This window comes from Rothia sp. LK2588, assembly GCF_040946465.1.
In the GTDB taxonomy this organism is placed as follows: Bacteria; Actinomycetota; Actinomycetes; order Actinomycetales; family Micrococcaceae; genus Rothia.
Map to the genome: position 1 here is coordinate 97,509 of NZ_JAYWLS010000003.1, position 17,197 is coordinate 114,705.

A 17,197-nucleotide genomic window follows, 5' to 3' on the forward strand; every position below is an offset into this window, starting at 1 on the left:
GCAAAGAAAGGACCAACATGAATCTTGGGCAACTTCCCGAAGGGCATTTCGGAGCCCCGGGTCCGATGCGAGACAGGTTGGTTGCTGCGATCCTTAGCGGCGAGAAAACCGGCACCTCGTCGCTGGTTTACGAATATGAAGCGAACAATGAACCTTTGCCAGCTGTGGGCGACCGTGAGGCCGTCCTTGATTCAGAAGGCAAGCCAGTATGAGCTATAGAAAATACGCGCGTAGAGGTAACGACCTTCGACTCCATCACTCACGAACAAGCTCTGGCAGAGGGCGAAGGGTTTACTGACGTCGCTGATTGGCAACGGGTCCACCTCAAATTCTGGGAATCAGCCGAGTTCCGCGAGTGCCTGGGAGATGCCTATCAACCGGTGAGCGGCGAGACCCGGGTAGTCTATGTGAACTTCCGAGTAGTGGGTTGAAACGTGAAGACTGTTTAGATCTTGCATCCCACTGTTGGCCGAAGCGCACCTTTTATAAGAAGTTTTATGAGAGCAAACCTGTTCAAAGTGGGCTAGAGTGGCGATCTTTCGCCGTTTAAGGTGCCGGTTGCGACCGCTAACGTACCTTCGCGACCAGAAAAGTACGGTCGTGAGGGTACTTCGGTGGTCGCAAACCCGGGGGTGGGCAAGGTCGCGGGGTGCGAGGACGCCGCCCGGGAGTCTCGCGGTCAGAAACCGAGGAGGCGCGAGGAAGGCACCCACCGCACCCGCCGCGCTAGACCTGCCGCCAGCGTCCTGCGTGGAGTTCGACCGCGCCCGCCTTTTCGAAGGCGCGCAACCAGTCTTCCATGGGCCATAACCCCCACTTGTCGTGGAACACGTTGGCGTTGACCACGATGTCGGGCAGGTTCTCCCACGGCGGGGAGCTAACCGGGTGCCACACGTGAAACGCGTGCGCCCCGCCGACCCACCACAGCGGCACTTCGTGCTCACGCAGCTGCCAGCCGAAGTCGGTGTCTTCGCCGCCGTAGCCCGAGAAGTCTTCGTCGAAACCGCCCCACTCGCTGCGCAGTCGTCGCCAGGTTGCCCCGGTCAGCGCGAAGGTCAGCGACCAGAACACGCTGTACTCCTCGTCCGTCGCCACCCGCTCGGCATCTTCTGCCAGGCGAGGACGCGCCTCGTGCGGATCCGCTAACCCGACCAACAAACCCGGGTCGGCCACGAAAGACGCCACCCGCTCGTCACCGGAATCGCTCTCCGCCAGGTAGGTGACCGGCCCCGAGACCACCGCGTCCGGGTGCTCTGCCAGCGCCGCCTCGTAGCGCTCCACCAGCCCGGGTGCGGGCAGGCAGTCGGCGTCTAAGAAGATGATGACTTCGTCGTCGCCCGCCTGCGCCGCCCAGTCCCCGGCGAGGTTGCGCGCGCGGGCCAGGTGCGGTTTGGGGGAGTTCACGTGTGCGATCAGCTCCACACCGGGCACGCTAAACTCCTGCTCGCGTAGCCCCACCACGCCGTGACGCACGCGGGGCGTAATCCGTTCTAAAACCTGGTGCTGGTTGGCCACGCGTTGTGCGCGCCGGTGATCGGCGAGGGTTACCAGGGTCGTCATGCTTGGCCTCCTATGCCGGCACGGGAATACTGTCGGGCCGTATCTCGTAGGACGCCCGCCGCCCGATCTGCCGCACCCGGCAGTTGCCAGCGGGTCCAGTCGGCGCCGGCGCTCAGCGCGCGATCCAACAGGGAGGGCCACGCCTCGGGGGCCGGGGGTTCCTGCAGAACCGTCGCCAGGCTGAGGCTTTCCAGCGCCGTGCCGGTGGCCTGTTGCTCGTCGAAGGCGCGATCTTGGGGTATGAAGATCGCTGGGGTGTTTGCCAGCGCGATGTCGGCCACCGAGTTCTGCCCGGCTGCGCTGATCACCAGGTCGGCCTGCGCCAGGTAGGGGAGCGGGTTCTCCACTCGGTGCGATCCACCCAGAACGGTGAACCGCCACCCGGGGCAGGCTTGCTCGACCGAGGCCCAGAAGTCTTCGGTCCACGCTGTGCCGCCCTGGCCCTGTAACACTACGGCGTGGCGCGCCCCGTCACCTGAAAATTCCGGCACCTCAACGGTGGCACTCGCCCGGTACTCGGGGGTGTCAAAGCGGGATATGCCGCCCACGGTATGCAAACGATCCGCGTGTGCGACCAGGTCTTCCGGAACGGGAACCTCCCCGGGCCACCCGGCGATGAGGGCGCTGGCCTGGGCGTACGCGAGCTGGTGCGGGGCGTCCGTGCGGCGACCGGGCATGGCCACGGTGACCACCGGAACCCCGAGCAGGCGCACGAGCAAGCAGACCTCGACCGAGACGTCCACGAAGAAAACATCGGGGCGGTTCTCGGCGACCCACCCCGCGATGGCGGCCATGCGATCGCGCAGGCCGGGGACGTTCAGCGGTGCCCAGTGAAGCGTGCCGCCGGCGGAATATTCGGGGTAGTCGTCGCGGCCCTCCTCAACGTCGAGGGGGAGCACGACGTCCGCCTCGGGGCGTGACGACAGGATGGTCACCTCGACCGGTTCGCCCGAACCCGCCAGCGCCGTAGCGATCGCGCGGCAGCGTTGCAGGTGGCCCAACCCCTGATGATGGGCGTACATTCCGACGCGCAGAGTCATCGCGCACCTCCCAGGGATTCGACGAAGAGCTCGGTGTAGCGCCGCGCCAGGCGCGGGCCGCCGAAATTCTCGTGCGCCCAACGGGAAACCTCAGCGCGGTTCAGCGCCAGCGCCTGCGGGACGGCGCGCGCCAGCCCCTCAGCCCCCGTAGCGGGGTCCACGACCAGCTGCGGGTAGTCGGCCAGCACCTCGGGCACGCCCCCGCGGCCCAAGGCCACCGCCGGCGTCCCGCAACCCATCGCCTCGGCGACGACCAGGCCGAAGGGTTCGTCCCACTGCGGGGTCACGAAGCACACGGCCGCGCCGGAGACGATCCGCGCCAACTCCCCCTGAGGACGCTCGGGGAGCAGATCCACGCCGTCACCCAGGCGCGGGGCGATCTCATGCTCGAAGTAATTCTTTTCAACCACGCGGCCCACCATTGTCAGCGGAAGCCCAGCGGCGCGGGCGGCGTCGATGGCCAGGTGTGGGCCCTTCTCGGGGATGATGCGCCCGAACCACACGGCCCCGCGCGGTTCGCGCTCGGTGTCGTAGGGTCGCCAGATGCGCTCGTCAACACTGTTGGGCACGATGTGCGCCGGGGAGGGCAGTCGCCAGGTCTCGGCGGTCTGTGTGCTGACCGCGACGAACATCCCCGGGTCGGCGGACTCATCGATACCGGTCTGCATCTCTTCGAAGGCGGGGGTATGCAAGGTGGTGACGAGTCGGTCGCCGAAACCTGCCCCGAAGAGTTCGGGGTGCAGGCTGTTGTTGTGAATCGCGTCGATCTCGCCGGCGCGCACCCGCTCGAGCAGGTGTTCGCGCAGGCGCACGAAAGCGCGGTCTTCTTTCTCTCGCTCACCCGGCGGATAGGTGTGGTCGGTGCGTTCGTGTTCGTAGCCTGCCCAGTCCACCCCGGGGAACTGCACCTCGGGGTGTTGGCCGGGGGAGCCGGTGACCGCGTAGAGGTCCACGCGGTGCCCGAAGCGACGCAGGGCGGTCACGGTCGCGCCGCAGAAGGCCTCTAATCCGCCGGCGTAGGGCTGGCGGATGGGGAAACGAGAGGGGGCCACGAAGGCGATGTTGAGCTTGGGGCCGGCCAGCTCGTCCATGATGCGCCGGTGCGCCTGCACCACCTCGTTCAGTTGTGCCTCGCGGTGGCCGCGGTAGGGTGCGGGCGTATTCTTCAGCAGCAATAAGGCCTGGTCAGCGGCTTGTTTACCGTCACCCGTGCGGTATTCCAACACCGCCTGCGGGTCGTCCGCCTGACCGGCGTAACATCCACAATCGGGCACGGCCACCGGGACGTTGAGGTCGCGGCACATCTCTAACCAGCCGGAGTGGGTGCCGCCCTGATACGGCAGGATGATCGCCTCGCACGAGGCCACCGCGGCGAAGAGCCGCTCGTCGTCGAACTCCGCGTGCAGGCGCAGGTCGATGTTCTCATCGGTCTCCAGTTCCAGGTGTAGCTCGGTGCCGCGTTGGTCGTCGTGGAGGAACACGCTCAACCGCTTGCCCGTTGCCGCGCAGGAGGCCGCGGCGTCCCGATAAAAGCGCGCCTCACCCACCACGTTGGCCCGAACCGACTTCAAGAAGGTGGCGATCTCCGCCGGACGCGCCTCGCCCCTTTCGCTCTCGACGGCGCGGACGCGGCGGGCGGTCTCCAGGGCCCGCTCACGCTCGCTCGGGGTGACGATGCGCGGGTGCGGCACCATCTGCACCCCGGCGGGGTCCATGCCGAACTCGGCCACCAGCCGGTCCTTCGCCGAGGAGGTCAGGGTGAGCACGCGGGCGGCGTCGTCCAGCAAAATCTGCAGCTGACGGTGGTAGTCGGTCTGATCGGGTAGGTGCGGATTGTCGATGTCGTGCACGGTCAACACCAGCGGCACCCGGCGACCCCGCAGCGCCGCCACAAACTCCCGCGTCTGCTCCACCGTCAGGTGCTCGAAGCCGAAGTGCACGTGCACCGCTTCGATCGACTCCTTGACCTCCCAGGGGGTATCGGGAGTCTCCTCGGTCCACCAGCTCGCCTCGTACGCCGGGTGCGGCCACCAGCGTTGCGGTTCGTTCGGGTCGAGCACGGGGTCGGGCAACACCGCCACGTCGTCCTCACCGGCGCGCGGGTAAACCGAAAGAACGTAGGGATGCTGGGAGGGTATAGACAGAATGGGCACGCGAATCCTCTCGGCTGGGCGGGGCGTACTCGCATCATACGTGTTCCCGCCCCAAGAGTCAGTATGCTGAATATATATCAGCGGAGACCCCTGGAAGGCGCCATGACCCCCACCAACCCCGTGCGAGAAGCACCCACCGACCGCGATTATCACTATGGCGAGTTCTACCGCCTCAAAGAGCCGCCGCGAACCAGCGGCCCGCGCGTTGCGGTGGTGGGCAACTGCCAGGGTGAATCCCTGCGCATCCTGCTGGCGAGTTCGGGCGCGGTGACCAGCTACCGTGTGCCCCCGATCCACGAGTGGGAGGAGGCAGACCTGCCCTTCGTCGAGGCCGCGCTCGCCGAGACGGACGTCCTCATCAGCCAGCCCGTTCGCGACGACTACCGCGGTCTGCCCTGCGGCACTGACCAGCTGGAGCGCCTGCTTCCCGAGGGCGGCCGAGTGATCACCTACCCGGTGTTGCGTTTCAATGCGCTCAACCCCGCGATCGCGATCATCCGCTCGCCGAAGAACCCCTCGCTCAACCCGCCTGTGGTGCCCTACCACAACCTGAAATATCTGGCCGAGCACGCGGGGTTGGAACGCACCGGTGAACCCGATTACCGCGCCTGTCTGGCCCAGACCATCGAACAGCTGGCCAGCCGCGAACGCGCTCACGACTGCGTGACGATCTCAGACACGCTCAACGAGATTCCCGTCTGGCACATTCTCAACCACCCCAGCAACGAGACCCTCATCGAGCTGGCGCGGCGAGTGCTACGCGCTATCGACCCTGAGGTCTCCGCGGAGGCGTTGGAGCGCATCGGGGCCGAGTTTGAGCTGCTGGGCCACCTGCAGGCCCCTATCGATCCGGACGCCGCCGCCGAGTTCGGCGTGGACATTCACCGCCCCACCTGGACGCTCGAGGGAGAACCCCTCGACGAACTGAAGATTCGCGCCGAACAGTTGCGCTTCTACGAAGAGAACCCCGACGTGGTGCAGGCCGGGCTGACCCGCCACCGCGAACTTCTGGGATACCTGGGGTACGCGGTATGAGCGGCGGTACCACGACACTAGCTGCGGTAGTGCACCTGGTGGTCGGCCCCGAGGAACACGGCGTGGTCGAGTACGCCCTGCGCTCACAGGCGGCCCTCGAGGCCCTGGCTCATGACGCCGGTTGCCGGGGTTCCGAAGAGGACAAGAACCCCGCACCGGGCCTGAACTCTGGCCCGCGTGTGGTGCGCGCGGCGAGCTGGGAAGAGCTCGACGAGCAGATCGTGGCCGAGGCGCTGAACGCCGGCACGAGCATGGATCAGGGAGCGAACCCCGCCTCCGTGGCCACCCTGCATGTGTGCTTCACCGATCACCTCTTCGGCCCCACCCCGCAGGATGCCGTGGATCGGGTGGTCCGCCTGGCGCGGGGGCGTCGGCTCAGTGTCTCCTTCCACGACATCCCGCAGACCCAGGAAGGTCGGGAACGATTCGAAGAACGCGCGACGGCCTACGCCCGATTGGGCGACCGGGCTGACGTGCTGGCGGTCAACTCACGCCACGAAGCGGCCTTTTTCACCGAACGCTGCGCCGAGGCGCACCCGATCGTGATCCCGTTGCCGCTGCCCGAGGTGGTGGGGGCGGTGTCCGATGCCGAGGTAGGCAGCGGGGATGGCGCCGGCGGCCCCGTGGTGGCCGTCATGGGATTCGTCTACCCCGGCAAGGGCCACCGCGAACTCATCGAGGCGCTGGCCGGAACCGGCGCCACCGTGCGCGCCCTGGGCGGCCTCTCCGAGGGGCACGACTGGTTGCGCGACCAGCTCGAAACTGCCGCCCGGGAGGCCGGCGTTGAGTTTGAGCTGACCGGCTACCTGGCCGAGAACGAGCTGGAGGCGCAGATGCTGGCCGCCGACGTCCCCGTCTGTGCGCACCGGCACTTCTCGGCCTCGGGTTCGCTCATGAAGTGGATCAGCCTGGGCCGCCGCGTGCTCGTGGCCGACTCACCCTACGCCCGCGAACTCGCCGAGACCTGGGGCGAACACATCGTGCCGGTGAAAGACGACCGCTGGGCCGAGGCGATCGCCGCCCTGCCGGCGGACTTCGTACGCCGGGTTGCCCCCGCCCACTCCTGGACCTGGGCGGACGTCGCCGCCGCCTATGCACGTGCCTGGACCGGCGCGGATTCCGGTGGGGGCCGCGCATGAGCACGCAGAAAGGGCCTGCCGCGGTGCCCGGCGCCTCCGGAGTGGTGGGTCATAGTGAGCAGGGCTGGCCCATCGTCTCCGTGGTGGTGCCGTACTTCGAAAATCCACAGGGGCTAACCCGGATCGTCGAGGCGCTCGCCGCGCAGACTTATCCCGGGGAGATCGAGCTGGTGGTCGCCGACGACGGCTCCTCGCCGGAACTCGCGCCGCGCCTGCCGGAAGATCCCGGGTTTCCCGTGCGCGTGGTCGCCCAGGAAGACCGCGGGTTTCGCGCCGCCGCGGCCCGCAACCTGGGAGCCAAGCACGCCACCGGGCAGGTGCTCGCCTTCCTCGACGGGGACACCGTGCCCCGCCCCGACTACCTCCGCGAGGCGGTCACCGCGATGGCGGGGGAGCTTCGCGCGCTCGTGGTCGGTACGCGCCTGCACGCCGACGGCCGCGAACCCGACTGGCTCGTCGACGCCTGGAAACAGACCGACCACCTTGCCGCCGCCGACGATGCCAGCTGGCGTTTCGTCATCTCGGCGGTGTTGACCTGCTCGCGGTCGTTCTTCGAACTCGTGGGCGGCTTTGACGAGACCCTGGTCGGTTACGGCGGGGAAGACTGGGAGTTCGCCTGGCGCGCCTGGAACGCCGGCGCCCGCTTTGCCCACGCGCCCGCCGCGATCGCCGACCACCCCGAGAACGACTGGGGCAATCGTCATGACGACCCCGCCCGTGCCGCGGCCGAGAAGAACGTCGAGTCGATCGCGCTGGCCCGCCGCATCAGCCACCCGATGGCCCGGCCGGCGTCGGTGCACTTCAACACCCCGGACGTCGCGGTGTGCGTCCCCACCGGTTTCACCCTGGACGTCGGTCAGGGCGCACGCGGTTGGGCCCCCGGCGCGGTAATAGCGGTGATCGCTGACTGGTTAACACACCCGGGGGTGCACGTGGTGGTAGATGCGGAACTGGACCGCGCGGGGGTGGCTGGCACCCAGCACCTTGAGCTCTTTGCCGACGATCCCCGAGTGCACGTTAACCCTGCGGGGCCGGATTGGCAGGAATATTCTGCGCAGGGATCAGAGCAGACCGGTCTTCTGTCTGATGTGGAACCGGATCTGACTGCGGGACCGTTGGGGGCTCGTGTCTGGGTGCGGCTTCTCGCACCCGCCGCGCCGACCGACCTCGAGGATATTTATCGGGTGGCGCGCATTGGCGGGAATGCGCTGATCACCGACAGAAGTGGCACTCATCTGGCGCGGGTAGAAACCCGCCGTTGGCATGCGATCCACGATGATGAGGCGACGGTGGGTACTCAATCGACAGCGTCCGAACGCCTTACCGTTCTTCACCCCTGGACCCTCCGCGATGAGCCTACCCGGCTCGAAGGAGTCTTCGCCGGGTGGTGAGTGAACACGCTGGGCCTATGGGATTGCGATACTTAACAGCTGCTTGCTGAGGCCCTCGAGGCTTCCCGGGCGCTGAGAGTAGTGCACCCATGTGCCGCGTTTTTCGCGTAGCACCATACCCGCCTCGGTAAGGATCTTCAGGTGATGGGAGACCGTGGGTTGCGAAAGGTTCAGGGCTGCGGTGAGTTCGCAAACGCAGATCGTCTCGGGGGCCTGTGGTAACAGGGTCAACAGCGTGAGACGGTTGGGGTCGGCGAGGGCCTTGAACTGGCCTGCCAACCGCTGGGTCTGTTCAGGCGGCACGGGCGGTCGCCGCGTGCCGGAGCAGGTGGCGGTCTCATCGGGCCGGGACGGGTGCGCCAAGAGGGTCATAGACGTATTCTCGCACATATTGACAATGATCGATATAGCCGTGAGACTTATATCGATCATTATCAATATGTGAGGACGCGCGTCCTCCTAACCGGAGCCAACACATGCCACACAACTCACCCCAGGCCGAGCGGATAGATCACGACTCCGTCACCCGCCGGCTCTCCACCCTTGACAGGTTTCTGCCGGTATGGATCCTGGCAGCCATGGCCCTCGGCCTGCTCTTGGGTAACCTCGTACCTAACCTGAACCGCGCGCTGGAAGCCGTGAAAATAGGCGAGGTTTCGCTACCCATCGCCATCGGCCTGCTGATCATGATGTACCCCGTGCTCGCTAAGGTTCGCTATGACAAAGCCGGTCAGGTGCTCGCTGACAAGAAGCTCATGATCACCAGCCTCATCATCAACTGGCTGATCGCCCCCGCCTTCATGTTCACCCTGGCGTGGATCTTCCTGCCCGATCTGCCCGAATACCGCACCGGTCTCATCATCGTCGGCCTTGCCCGTTGCATCGCCATGGTCATGATTTGGAACGACCTCGCCTGCGGTGACCGCGAATCGGCCGCCGTACTCGTGTTCATCAACTCCATCTTCCAGGTGCTGGCCTTCGGTCTGCTCGGTTGGTTCTACCTGCAGGTGCTACCGGGCTGGCTGGGTTTGCCGACCACCAGCGCCGAGTTCTCGCTCTGGGCAGTGACGCTCTCCGTGGTGGTCTTCCTCGGTATCCCGCTGTTGGCTGGGTTCCTCACGCGCCTCTGGGGTGAGAAAACCAAGGGCCGCGTTTGGTACGAAGAGACCTTCCTGCCCAAGATCGGCCCGTGGGCTCTCTACGGCCTATTGTTCACCATTGTCCTGCTCTTCGCGTTGCAGGGTAAAACCATCATTGACCGACCCTGGGACGTCGCCCGCATCGCCCTGCCGTTGCTGTGTTACTTCGTGGTCACCTTCACGGCGGGCATGATCCTCGGACGCGCCCTGCGCCTGGGGTATGAGAAAACTACCACCCTCGCCTTCACCGCAGCGGGCAACAACTTCGAACTTGCCATCGCCGTGGCGATCGGTACCTTCGGTGTGACCAGTGGACAGGCTCTGGCCGGTGTCGTCGGCCCGCTCATCGAGGTTCCTGTGCTGGTGGCTCTCGTCTACGTTGCCCTGTGGGCGAAAAATCGTTTCTTTACCGTCAAGTAACCACCCCTATTTCTCGAGGAGGAGAACACCATGAAAACCGTACTTTTTGTATGCAAGAAAAATGGCGGCAAGTCTCAGATGGCGGCGTCCGTCATGCGCAAGGTCGCCGGCGACCGCTATCGGGTTCTTTCCGGTGGAACCCACCCGGGTTCGGCGCTGAACGCCGAGTCGGTCCAGGCGCTGGAAGCCCGAGGCTACTCGGTCACCGGTGAGCACCCCAAGGCGATTGACGAACAGACCCTGGCAGAAACCGACGTGCTGGTCATTCTGGGCAACGAGGCGCAGGTGGACGCCCCCCCAGGGCGTGCGCGCCGAACGCTGGGACACCGTGGAACCCTCTGTTGATGGTGTTGAGGGTATGGAAAGAATGAACCTGATTCTCGATGATGTGGAGAAACGCGTAAGCCAGCTAGTTAACTCACTCGATTAAAGGTTTCCCGGTTTAAGAAAAAGCCGAAAAATCTATCCCGATGGATTTGTTGTGGTAATACCAGCCTGTGGCAAGCTATCTCCAGCTAACCCATTTTCACGGAGTAGGTCGCTGATGTAGGTGCTGAACCCGTGCTTCACGCGACCCTCCGTGCGCGCCGAGGTGACCGCCCGAACGCGGTCTGTCTTGAGCAGGGTAAAACCGGCTTTTTCGAGGGTGTCGACGAGCGTGACGTCCTCGGAGTGTTCCAGCGGCAGAAAGCCGCCGACCGCCTGGTAGGCGCCGAGCAGCACGCCGAGGTTGGCGCCGAACACGTGGCTGTGGCCTTCGCGGAAGTCGTGGCGTTCGCGCCAGAGCCGGTAACCGAGTTCGCCGATCTCCTCGACGCGCGGTTGCACCGTGCCAACCACCGCGTGCACTCCGCTTTCGGCGGCGGCTACCTGATCGATCAACCAGTGCACGGGCACCACGGTGTCTGCATCGGTCATGGCGATCCACGTGGTTGAGGCGTCGCAGGTGGACCCGGTGCGTGCGCAGTAGTCGATGAAGCGGTGGATGCCCAGGTCGCGCGTGGGGCCGGGGGAACGGTAGCTTGCCTGCACGAGGTGCACGTCGGGGTTGTCCCCCATCAGGTGGCGAACGGTCGCCACAGTGCCGTCGGTACACGAGTCAGCCACGCACCAGATCGAGAAGTTAATGTCAGGACGCTCGGCTCGGCAGGCGTTGACGGCTGCGGTGGCGGCCCGGACGCACCGGACGATCTCGCGCTCCTCGTTGTGCGCGGGAATAATCACTCCCACGTGACTCAGGCGCACGGTCATAGAAACTTCTCCCCATAAATAGACATAATGATCTGCCCGCTCATCAGCGAGCCAGGGAAGGTGTCATCAGCCGTGCGGTGCTTTTATCAACCTTCTTATTTGTAAGTGTAGATTAGACAAGCCTGAGAAACGAGAACCCCCTGTGAGGGGGGTGGGGGCCCCTTTCGCTGAGGGGCCGCGTCCCTGTCGAGGGGCCGCCCTGCTGACGGCCTTTCGACGGTAGAGCGGCCCTTCGACGAATGCCCGCCCTGCTGACGGCCTTTCGACGGTAGAGCGGCCCTTCGACGAATGCCCGCCCGGGGGGGGGCTGCCGGCGTCCTTAATCGAGCAGGTCGTGAGAGTGTGCCTCGTGCACGGTCAACTCGTCGTCGGCCACCTCGGTGCGCAACACCCCGGCACCGTATCCGTAGTAGTAATCGCCGCGCGCACGTGCCTGGAAGCGCATCAGGCGCAGGTCGTTCGGGGCGCTGAGGTGGGTGTCCAGGTAACCGTCGTTATTCACGTCGGCGCGTACCGGCCCGTCATCGATGCGTCCGGAATCGTTAAAGTCGATGGGCTGATCGGCGTGGGCGTTAGGGCGGTAGTCATAGAGCCAACCGCGCGCCGCCTGGCCCAAGCCGTCCTCTTCGTAGATCTCCTGTTCGTTCAGCGGAGTGTACTCATGATCGGAGTAACCGAAGTAGCGCGAACCGTCGGTGCGCGGCACGCCCTTAATCTGGTACCGGTAGTTCATGATCGAGAAATAGTTGGGTTTGAAGTTGACCTCGTCATTGCCGCCGTGGCGCAGACCCAGGTTGTGACCCAATTCGTGAATGAACGTGCCGATGGTGGTTTCGCTAGAGACGTTACCCCAGTGGGTCGGGCCGAGCGTGACCGCGAAGTTCAAACCGTTGATCTGCGCGATACCCGAGGAGCCGGGGGCGTCAGTGTAGTAGTCGCCGAAGACCATGTAGTGGAAGATGCCGTGACGCGCGGGGTCGGAGTAGCGATCGCGTAGCTGACCCACGGTCACCTCGTTCTGCAGGGTGACGTTGGGGATCTGTTCGCCACCGCCGAGGTCGTATTTGGTGCCGGCGTAGATGCGTCCGGCGTCGATGTGCAGATTGATGCCTTGGCTACCGTTGGGGTTGGGCACGGGGTAGCGCGCGAAGGTGTCAACTATGGCGTCTAGTTCAGACTGGCTGGCCATGAGCCCTTGCATATAATCCGCTTCAACGAAGATGTCTTTCTTCATCGGGTCTGCACCCCAGGCGGGAAAATCCAGGTCGACTCGGCCGTCGTTGTTCGCGTCGTAACCCTGGGTCTCCCAGGAGTCGGGGATGCCGTCTCCATCGGAGTCGTAGGTCGAGGACGAGCTGGTCGCCGGGGCGCCGGCGACTTCGGCTGCATAGGGGTATGCCTGAGCAGGGACGCCGGTGCTCGTTGCGGCGAGGGCGGCCAGTGCGATGGCGCTGAGGGTGGTTCGCAGGTTCATTCGCATGAAGACACTCACTTCTGTGTGATTGGTTGGGTGCCTCTATGACTGTGCGGGTGACGTTTCGAGAATAATCTGGAAATTCGGTGAGGCGAACCCGCTATTGTGCGGCTAGATATGCGCCTGATCAGGGGATATATTCCCACTTAAAGTGGACGCCAGCGCCACTTCTTCGCCGAGAGGCCGGGTTCTCAACGAGAGGCCGCATGACATACGGCCTCTCGCCAAAAACCCGGCCCCTCGGTGGGGCGTCCCTGAGCGGAACACCCATAGACGCAGTTCCAATAAGCGGAACCCCTGTACCGACCTATAGCCAGATACGAACCCGCTCCTCCGGGGGCAGGTACAGGGCGTTCTCTTCGGTCACATCGAAGGCTTCATAGAATTCATCCACATTTCGCACCACGCCGTTCACGCGGAACTCGTCGGGGGAGTGCGGATCCACCGAGATCATCATCTCGGCAAGTTCCCGCCGCGACTTGGTGCGCCAGGCCTGCGCCCATGCGAAGAAGATGCGCTGCAGAGCGGTCATCCCGTCGATCACTGGAGCGGTCTCTACGGTCAACCCCTGGTCTGCTAGCGCGATCTTGTAGGCGCGCAAAGCAATCGAGAAACCGCCCAGGTCGCCGATGTTCTCACCCAGGGTCAGCTCACCGTTGACCTTGAACTGCTCCGGGTCCAGGCCCTCGGGGGTGAATTCGTTGTACTGGTCCACCAGCTTGGCGATGCGGGCGGTGAATTCCTTGCGGTCGGCGTCCGTCCACCAATTGTTCAACGCGCCGGTGCCGTCGTACTTCGAACCCTGATCGTCGAAACCGTGGCCGATCTCGTGGCCGATCACCGCACCGATGCCGCCGAAGTTCGCGGCGTCGTCGGCCTCGGGATCGAAGAAGGGCGGCTGCAGGATGGCCGCCGGGAACACGATCTCGTTGGCCGGGGGCATGTAGTAGGCGTTGACGGTCTGCGGCGACATCAGCCACTCGTTCGGGTCCACCGGGGTGTTGATGCGGCCTAGCTGAAAATTGTGTTCGAATTGCGCCGCCCCCCGGACGCTGGCGAGCAGGTCGCCGGGCACGACCTCCATGAGCGAATAGTCGCGCCAGCTATCGGGGTAACCGATCTTGGTGCGGAACTTTGACAGCTTCTCGAGAGCGCGCTGCCGGGTCTCATCGGTCATCCAGTCCAGGCCCTCGATGGAGCGGCGGTAGGCCACGAGCAGCTTCTCGACCAGTTCCAGCATCTTCGCCTTGTACTCGGGCGGGAAGTGCACGGCCACGTACTTGCGGCCCAGCTCTTCGCCCACGGCTCCCTCGACCAGGGAGATGCCGCGTTTCCAGCGCTCGCGGAGCTCCTCGCTGCCGGAGAGCTTCTTATAGAACTGGAAGTTCGCCAGCACGATCTCGTCGGTGAGGTAGGGTGCGCGGGCGTGGATGGTCAGCCACACGAAGTAGAGCTTCCAGGTCTCTACAGAGGCGGAGTTCCAGAGGTTGCCGATCGCCTCGAAGTAGCTGGGCTGACCCACGATTACGGTGCCGAACGAGTCCACCGAGGAGCCCAGCGCCTTGATCCAGCCGGTGTAGTCGAAACCGGGGAAGGCCTCGTTCAGCTCGGCGGCGGGGTAGGGGTTGTACTTCTTATCGGCGTCGCGCAGCTGCACACGGTCCCAGTGCTTCTGGGCGATCTCCGATTCGAATTGGAAGATATGGCGGGCGATGTCTTGCGGACGCATGTCGAAGGGCTTGTCGAGCCCGGTCAGCTCGAACATCTGCGCTACGTGTTCCTTGAAGGCGGCGGTGATTTCGCTGTACTTCTCGTCGCGGTAGTAGCTTTCGTCTGGCAACGAGAGGCCCGACTGGGTCAGGTGCACCACGTAGTGGGTGGGGTTCTTCGCGTCGATGGAGGTGTACCAACCGAACGGGGAGCCGATACCCACCTGATCTAGTTCGCCCATGAGCTGCAGGAGCTCTTCGCGGGTCTGCACGGCGAGGATCTTCTGCACCTCGTCGATCAACGGGGCCACACCGTCGGCGTTGATCTTCTCGGTGTCCATGAACGCGTTGTAGAGGGCGCCGATGCGGGAGGTGGGCTCCTCCTCGGCGATGCGTTCGACGATCGCGCGGATGTCCGCCTCGGCTTGGTCACGCAGGGTGTAGAGGCCGCCGTCCTTGGGGCGGTCTGCCGGAATGACGTGGGTGTCGAGCCAGGCGCCGTTGACGTGACGGAAGAAGTTGTCACCGGGGGCGGTGTTCGGGTCGATGTGTTCGCGGGTGATGCCGGAGGGTTTATGAGCCATGGCACTTATCTTATGACGCGCCGGTGCCGGTGATAAATGGGGCGCCGGCAATTATGCGGGCGGTGAAGCCGAAAATGGTGATCACCTGCCACGCACCATGGGGTACGTGGCAGGTGTCGGTGGGTATGGTTTTATCTTTATTTGGGTGCGTAGAGTATGCGGGAGAGTTGCACACCCCAGTCCGCAGGAGGGTTGGTCTCGGCGGCGTCGGTCATGCGCTCGTAGGCTGCCTCAACGAAGATGTCACGCAACTTCGGTGCCCGTTCCGCGTTGGCGTTCGCTAGCGCCTGCGGTAGTTCGTCGAGGGTCAGGTCGGTGCAGTAGGCGGGGTTGCCCGGTTGGATTCGCCAGGATTCGGTGATGGCACCGGCGTCGTAGGCATCGAAGCCTATGTCATTGATGAGGGAGATGGTGGTTGCCTTGTCCTCTTCGCGGTCACCAGTGATGGGGATGGCGATCAGGCCGGTGGCCCAATCGGGGCGGCCGTCGCCGGCGAGCGCGGGCGCGCCGATGGCGTTGAACGCCTTAACAATGGGGCGGCCCAGGGACTCTTGAACCCACTCAGCCTCGATGTCCTTACTATCTTCAAGTAGCTTTCCATCTCGCATGGGGTAGTGGTTGGAGGTGTCGATGAGCACCACCGAATCATTCAGGCCCATGGCGAGTTCACGGTACTCGGGCAATACCTTCATGGGGATGGAGAGGATGACCACATCCACGTCTTCAAACACCTCTGTGGCGGTGACCGGTTGAGCACCGTCTTGCAACAGATCCGCTTCAATGGTTTCGGGTCCGCGCGAGTTGGCGACCTTTACGCTGTGGCCTGCCGCTGAGAGTTTCTTAACCAGGGTGGCGCCGATGTGGCCGGTGCCTACGATTCCGATATTCATGGGATTTCCTTTCACGGGTTAGTTGTTGAGGCCGTATTGGTAGGGTGCGCCGACGTGGTCGCGGAGGGTCTCGCCCTCGTAGTCGGTGTGGAAAAGCCCGCGTGCCTGAAGGATCGGTACCACGCCGTCGACGAAGACGTCGATGCCGTCTTCGTAGACGTCGGGGGAGACCCAGAAGCCGTCTGCCGCGCCGGCTTCGAACCATTCGGTCATGTGGTCGGCGGTGACTTCTGCCGGGCCGATGGGTGAAGGGTGGTAGTCGATGATGCCGTGGTAGAGGATGTCGCGCACGGTCCAGCCTTCGCGGGCGATCTCTAGGGCCTTGGCGGAGCGGGGGTCTGCGGGGTTAGGACGCGCGTGGGTGAGGAACTCGGGGTCGACCGGCTTGTCGAGGTCCTCGGGGTAGAGCGTGGTTCCCAGCATCATGCCGAGGTAGGAGACGCGCTGGCGGATCTTGGGTTCCACGAACTTTCCGCGGCGGTCGAGGGCTTGGCGCTTGGTGGGCGCGATGGTGGGCATGATACCGGCGATGAACTTGATCTCGTCGGGGTCGCGCCCGAACTGTTTGGCGGCGTCGCGTACCCGCTGGCGCTGTGCGATGGAATCTTCGATGGTGAAGGTCGCGCCGATGACTACGTTGGCGTATCGGCCCGAGATGGTCAGTGAGTTAGGAGAACCACCGGCGTGGAAGATCACAGGTTGCCCCTGCTTGGACGGCGGGATCGGTAACGGCCCCGCGGAGGCCAAGTGGGTGCCGCTGAGATTAATGGGGCGGATCTTGGACTTGTCGGCGAAGATGCCCTTTTCCTTATCTGCCACCCAGGCATCCTCACCCCAGGAACCCCAGAGTGCCTGTGTGATCTGAATGAATTCGTGGGCGCGGGTGTAGCGTTCTTCGCTGGACTTCATCTCTTCCCCGAAATTCGCCGCGGAGCGCGGGTCGGAACCGGTCACGGCATTCCAGCCGATACGGCCACCACTCATGACGTCGAGTGTTTTGAGCTGGCGGGCGAGGTTGTAGGGATGGTTCCAGGAGGTGGATGCGGTGGAGGCCATGCCGATCTTTTTGGTTTCGCGGGCGATAGCGGCCATGGTGATAAAGGGGTCCATGGTCAGCTGCGGCGCCTCGGCGTTGGAGGCCTGGCTGTCGTTTTGAAAGTCGGGGAAGAAGAGGAACTGGAATTTACCGCGTTCGGCTTTTTGGGCATAGCGCACGTGGGAGTCGAGGTTGGTGTAGTTGAGGGGGTCAACTCCGGGGAAATTCCATGCAGATACCTGTGAACCGTAACCGTTTCCCAATTGCATGCCGATGAGCATTTTTCGGTCTGTCATGGTCAAACTTTCTATGTGGAGGGTTATTCCGTTTACTTGTTAGAGTATATGGAGAACCCCTCCACTTATCAAGGTTAGAA

Annotated in this window: 14 protein-coding genes and 1 pseudogene; 6 read left to right on the forward strand and 9 right to left on the reverse strand. The window is 64.2% G+C overall.

Annotation, left to right across the window (positions count from 1 at the left end):
• Positions 1 to 65 precede the first annotated feature (65 nt).
• Positions 66 to 431 (forward strand): annotated as a pseudogene (locus VVR12_RS07535) (ASCH domain-containing protein).
• Between the two features lie 295 nt (positions 432 to 726).
• Here the strand turns inward: VVR12_RS07535 and VVR12_RS07540 are convergent.
• Genes VVR12_RS07540 through VVR12_RS07550 form a run of 3 tightly spaced genes read right to left on the reverse strand, consistent with a single transcriptional unit; the run spans position 727 to position 4,753 of the window.
• A complete protein-coding gene (locus tag VVR12_RS07540) occupies positions 727 to 1,560 on the reverse strand; it encodes a glycosyltransferase (protein WP_368550580.1) in 834 nt (277 codons plus the stop codon).
• On the reverse strand, positions 1,557 to 2,600 hold the full coding sequence (locus VVR12_RS07545; protein ID WP_368550581.1) for a glycosyltransferase: 1,044 nt from the start codon (positions 2,598 to 2,600) through the stop codon (positions 1,557 to 1,559). The genes VVR12_RS07540 and VVR12_RS07545 overlap by 4 nt, the downstream gene beginning before the upstream one ends.
• The gene (locus VVR12_RS07550) at positions 2,597 to 4,753 is read right to left on the reverse strand and encodes a glycosyltransferase (protein WP_368550582.1); all 2,157 of its coding nucleotides are present in this window, start codon (positions 4,751 to 4,753) and stop codon (positions 2,597 to 2,599) included. Before VVR12_RS07550 ends, VVR12_RS07545 begins: the two co-directional genes overlap by 4 nt.
• A 102-nt stretch (positions 4,754 to 4,855) precedes the next feature.
• On the opposite strand from VVR12_RS07550, the gene VVR12_RS07555 reads away from it, so the two are divergent.
• From VVR12_RS07555 to VVR12_RS07565, 3 genes are read left to right on the forward strand one after another with little or no spacing between them, the layout of a single operon-like run.
• Entirely contained in the window at positions 4,856 to 5,788 is a 933-nt protein-coding gene (locus VVR12_RS07555) for a WcbI family polysaccharide biosynthesis putative acetyltransferase (RefSeq protein WP_368550583.1), read from the forward strand.
• A complete protein-coding gene (locus VVR12_RS07560) occupies positions 5,785 to 6,927 on the forward strand; it encodes a hypothetical protein (RefSeq protein WP_368550584.1) in 1,143 nt (380 codons plus the stop codon). Before VVR12_RS07555 ends, VVR12_RS07560 begins: the two co-directional genes overlap by 4 nt.
• Positions 6,924 to 8,318 carry a glycosyltransferase family 2 protein gene (locus VVR12_RS07565; protein WP_368550585.1) on the forward strand — a complete coding sequence of 465 codons (1,395 nt, stop codon included), beginning with the start codon at positions 6,924 to 6,926 and terminating at the stop codon, positions 8,316 to 8,318. The genes VVR12_RS07560 and VVR12_RS07565 overlap by 4 nt, the downstream gene beginning before the upstream one ends.
• Before the next feature lie 15 nt (positions 8,319 to 8,333).
• Here the strand turns inward: VVR12_RS07565 and VVR12_RS07570 are convergent, their stop codons facing one another.
• Positions 8,334 to 8,690: an ArsR/SmtB family transcription factor gene (locus VVR12_RS07570; RefSeq protein WP_368550586.1), complete on the reverse strand. Its 357-nt coding sequence runs from the start codon at positions 8,688 to 8,690 to the stop codon at positions 8,334 to 8,336.
• A gap of 104 nt (positions 8,691 to 8,794) precedes the next feature.
• On the opposite strand from VVR12_RS07570, the gene arsB reads away from it, so the two are divergent.
• A complete protein-coding gene (gene arsB, locus VVR12_RS07575; RefSeq protein ID WP_368550587.1) occupies positions 8,795 to 9,877 on the forward strand; it encodes an ACR3 family arsenite efflux transporter in 1,083 nt (360 codons plus the stop codon).
• 30 nt (positions 9,878 to 9,907) lie between these two features.
• The gene (locus tag VVR12_RS07580) at positions 9,908 to 10,222 is read left to right on the forward strand and encodes a low molecular weight phosphatase family protein (RefSeq protein ID WP_368550588.1); all 315 of its coding nucleotides are present in this window, start codon (positions 9,908 to 9,910) and stop codon (positions 10,220 to 10,222) included.
• Between the two features lie 117 nt (positions 10,223 to 10,339).
• Here VVR12_RS07580 and VVR12_RS07585 read toward each other — a convergent pair whose 3' ends face one another.
• The 5 genes from VVR12_RS07585 to VVR12_RS07605 all read right to left on the reverse strand — a co-directional run bounded on the left by VVR12_RS07585 (position 10,340) and on the right by VVR12_RS07605 (position 17,117).
• Complete coding sequence (locus VVR12_RS07585; RefSeq protein ID WP_368550589.1) at positions 10,340 to 11,128, reverse strand: glycosyltransferase family 2 protein; 789 nt, start codon at positions 11,126 to 11,128, stop codon at positions 10,340 to 10,342.
• Positions 11,129 to 11,447: 319 nt separating this feature from the next.
• Positions 11,448 to 12,608, reverse strand: coding sequence for a zinc-dependent metalloprotease family protein (locus VVR12_RS07590; RefSeq protein ID WP_368550590.1), 1,161 nt, complete (start codon positions 12,606 to 12,608; stop codon positions 11,448 to 11,450).
• Between the two features lie 301 nt (positions 12,609 to 12,909).
• A complete protein-coding gene (locus VVR12_RS07595) occupies positions 12,910 to 14,895 on the reverse strand; it encodes a M13 family metallopeptidase (protein WP_368550591.1) in 1,986 nt (661 codons plus the stop codon).
• Positions 14,896 to 15,032: 137 nt separating this feature from the next.
• Complete coding sequence (locus VVR12_RS07600) at positions 15,033 to 15,785, reverse strand: NADPH-dependent F420 reductase (protein WP_368550592.1); 753 nt, start codon at positions 15,783 to 15,785, stop codon at positions 15,033 to 15,035.
• A gap of 18 nt (positions 15,786 to 15,803) precedes the next feature.
• Positions 15,804 to 17,117: an NtaA/DmoA family FMN-dependent monooxygenase gene (locus VVR12_RS07605; RefSeq protein WP_368550593.1), complete on the reverse strand. Its 1,314-nt coding sequence runs from the start codon at positions 17,115 to 17,117 to the stop codon at positions 15,804 to 15,806.
• Positions 17,118 to 17,197 lie beyond the last annotated feature (80 nt).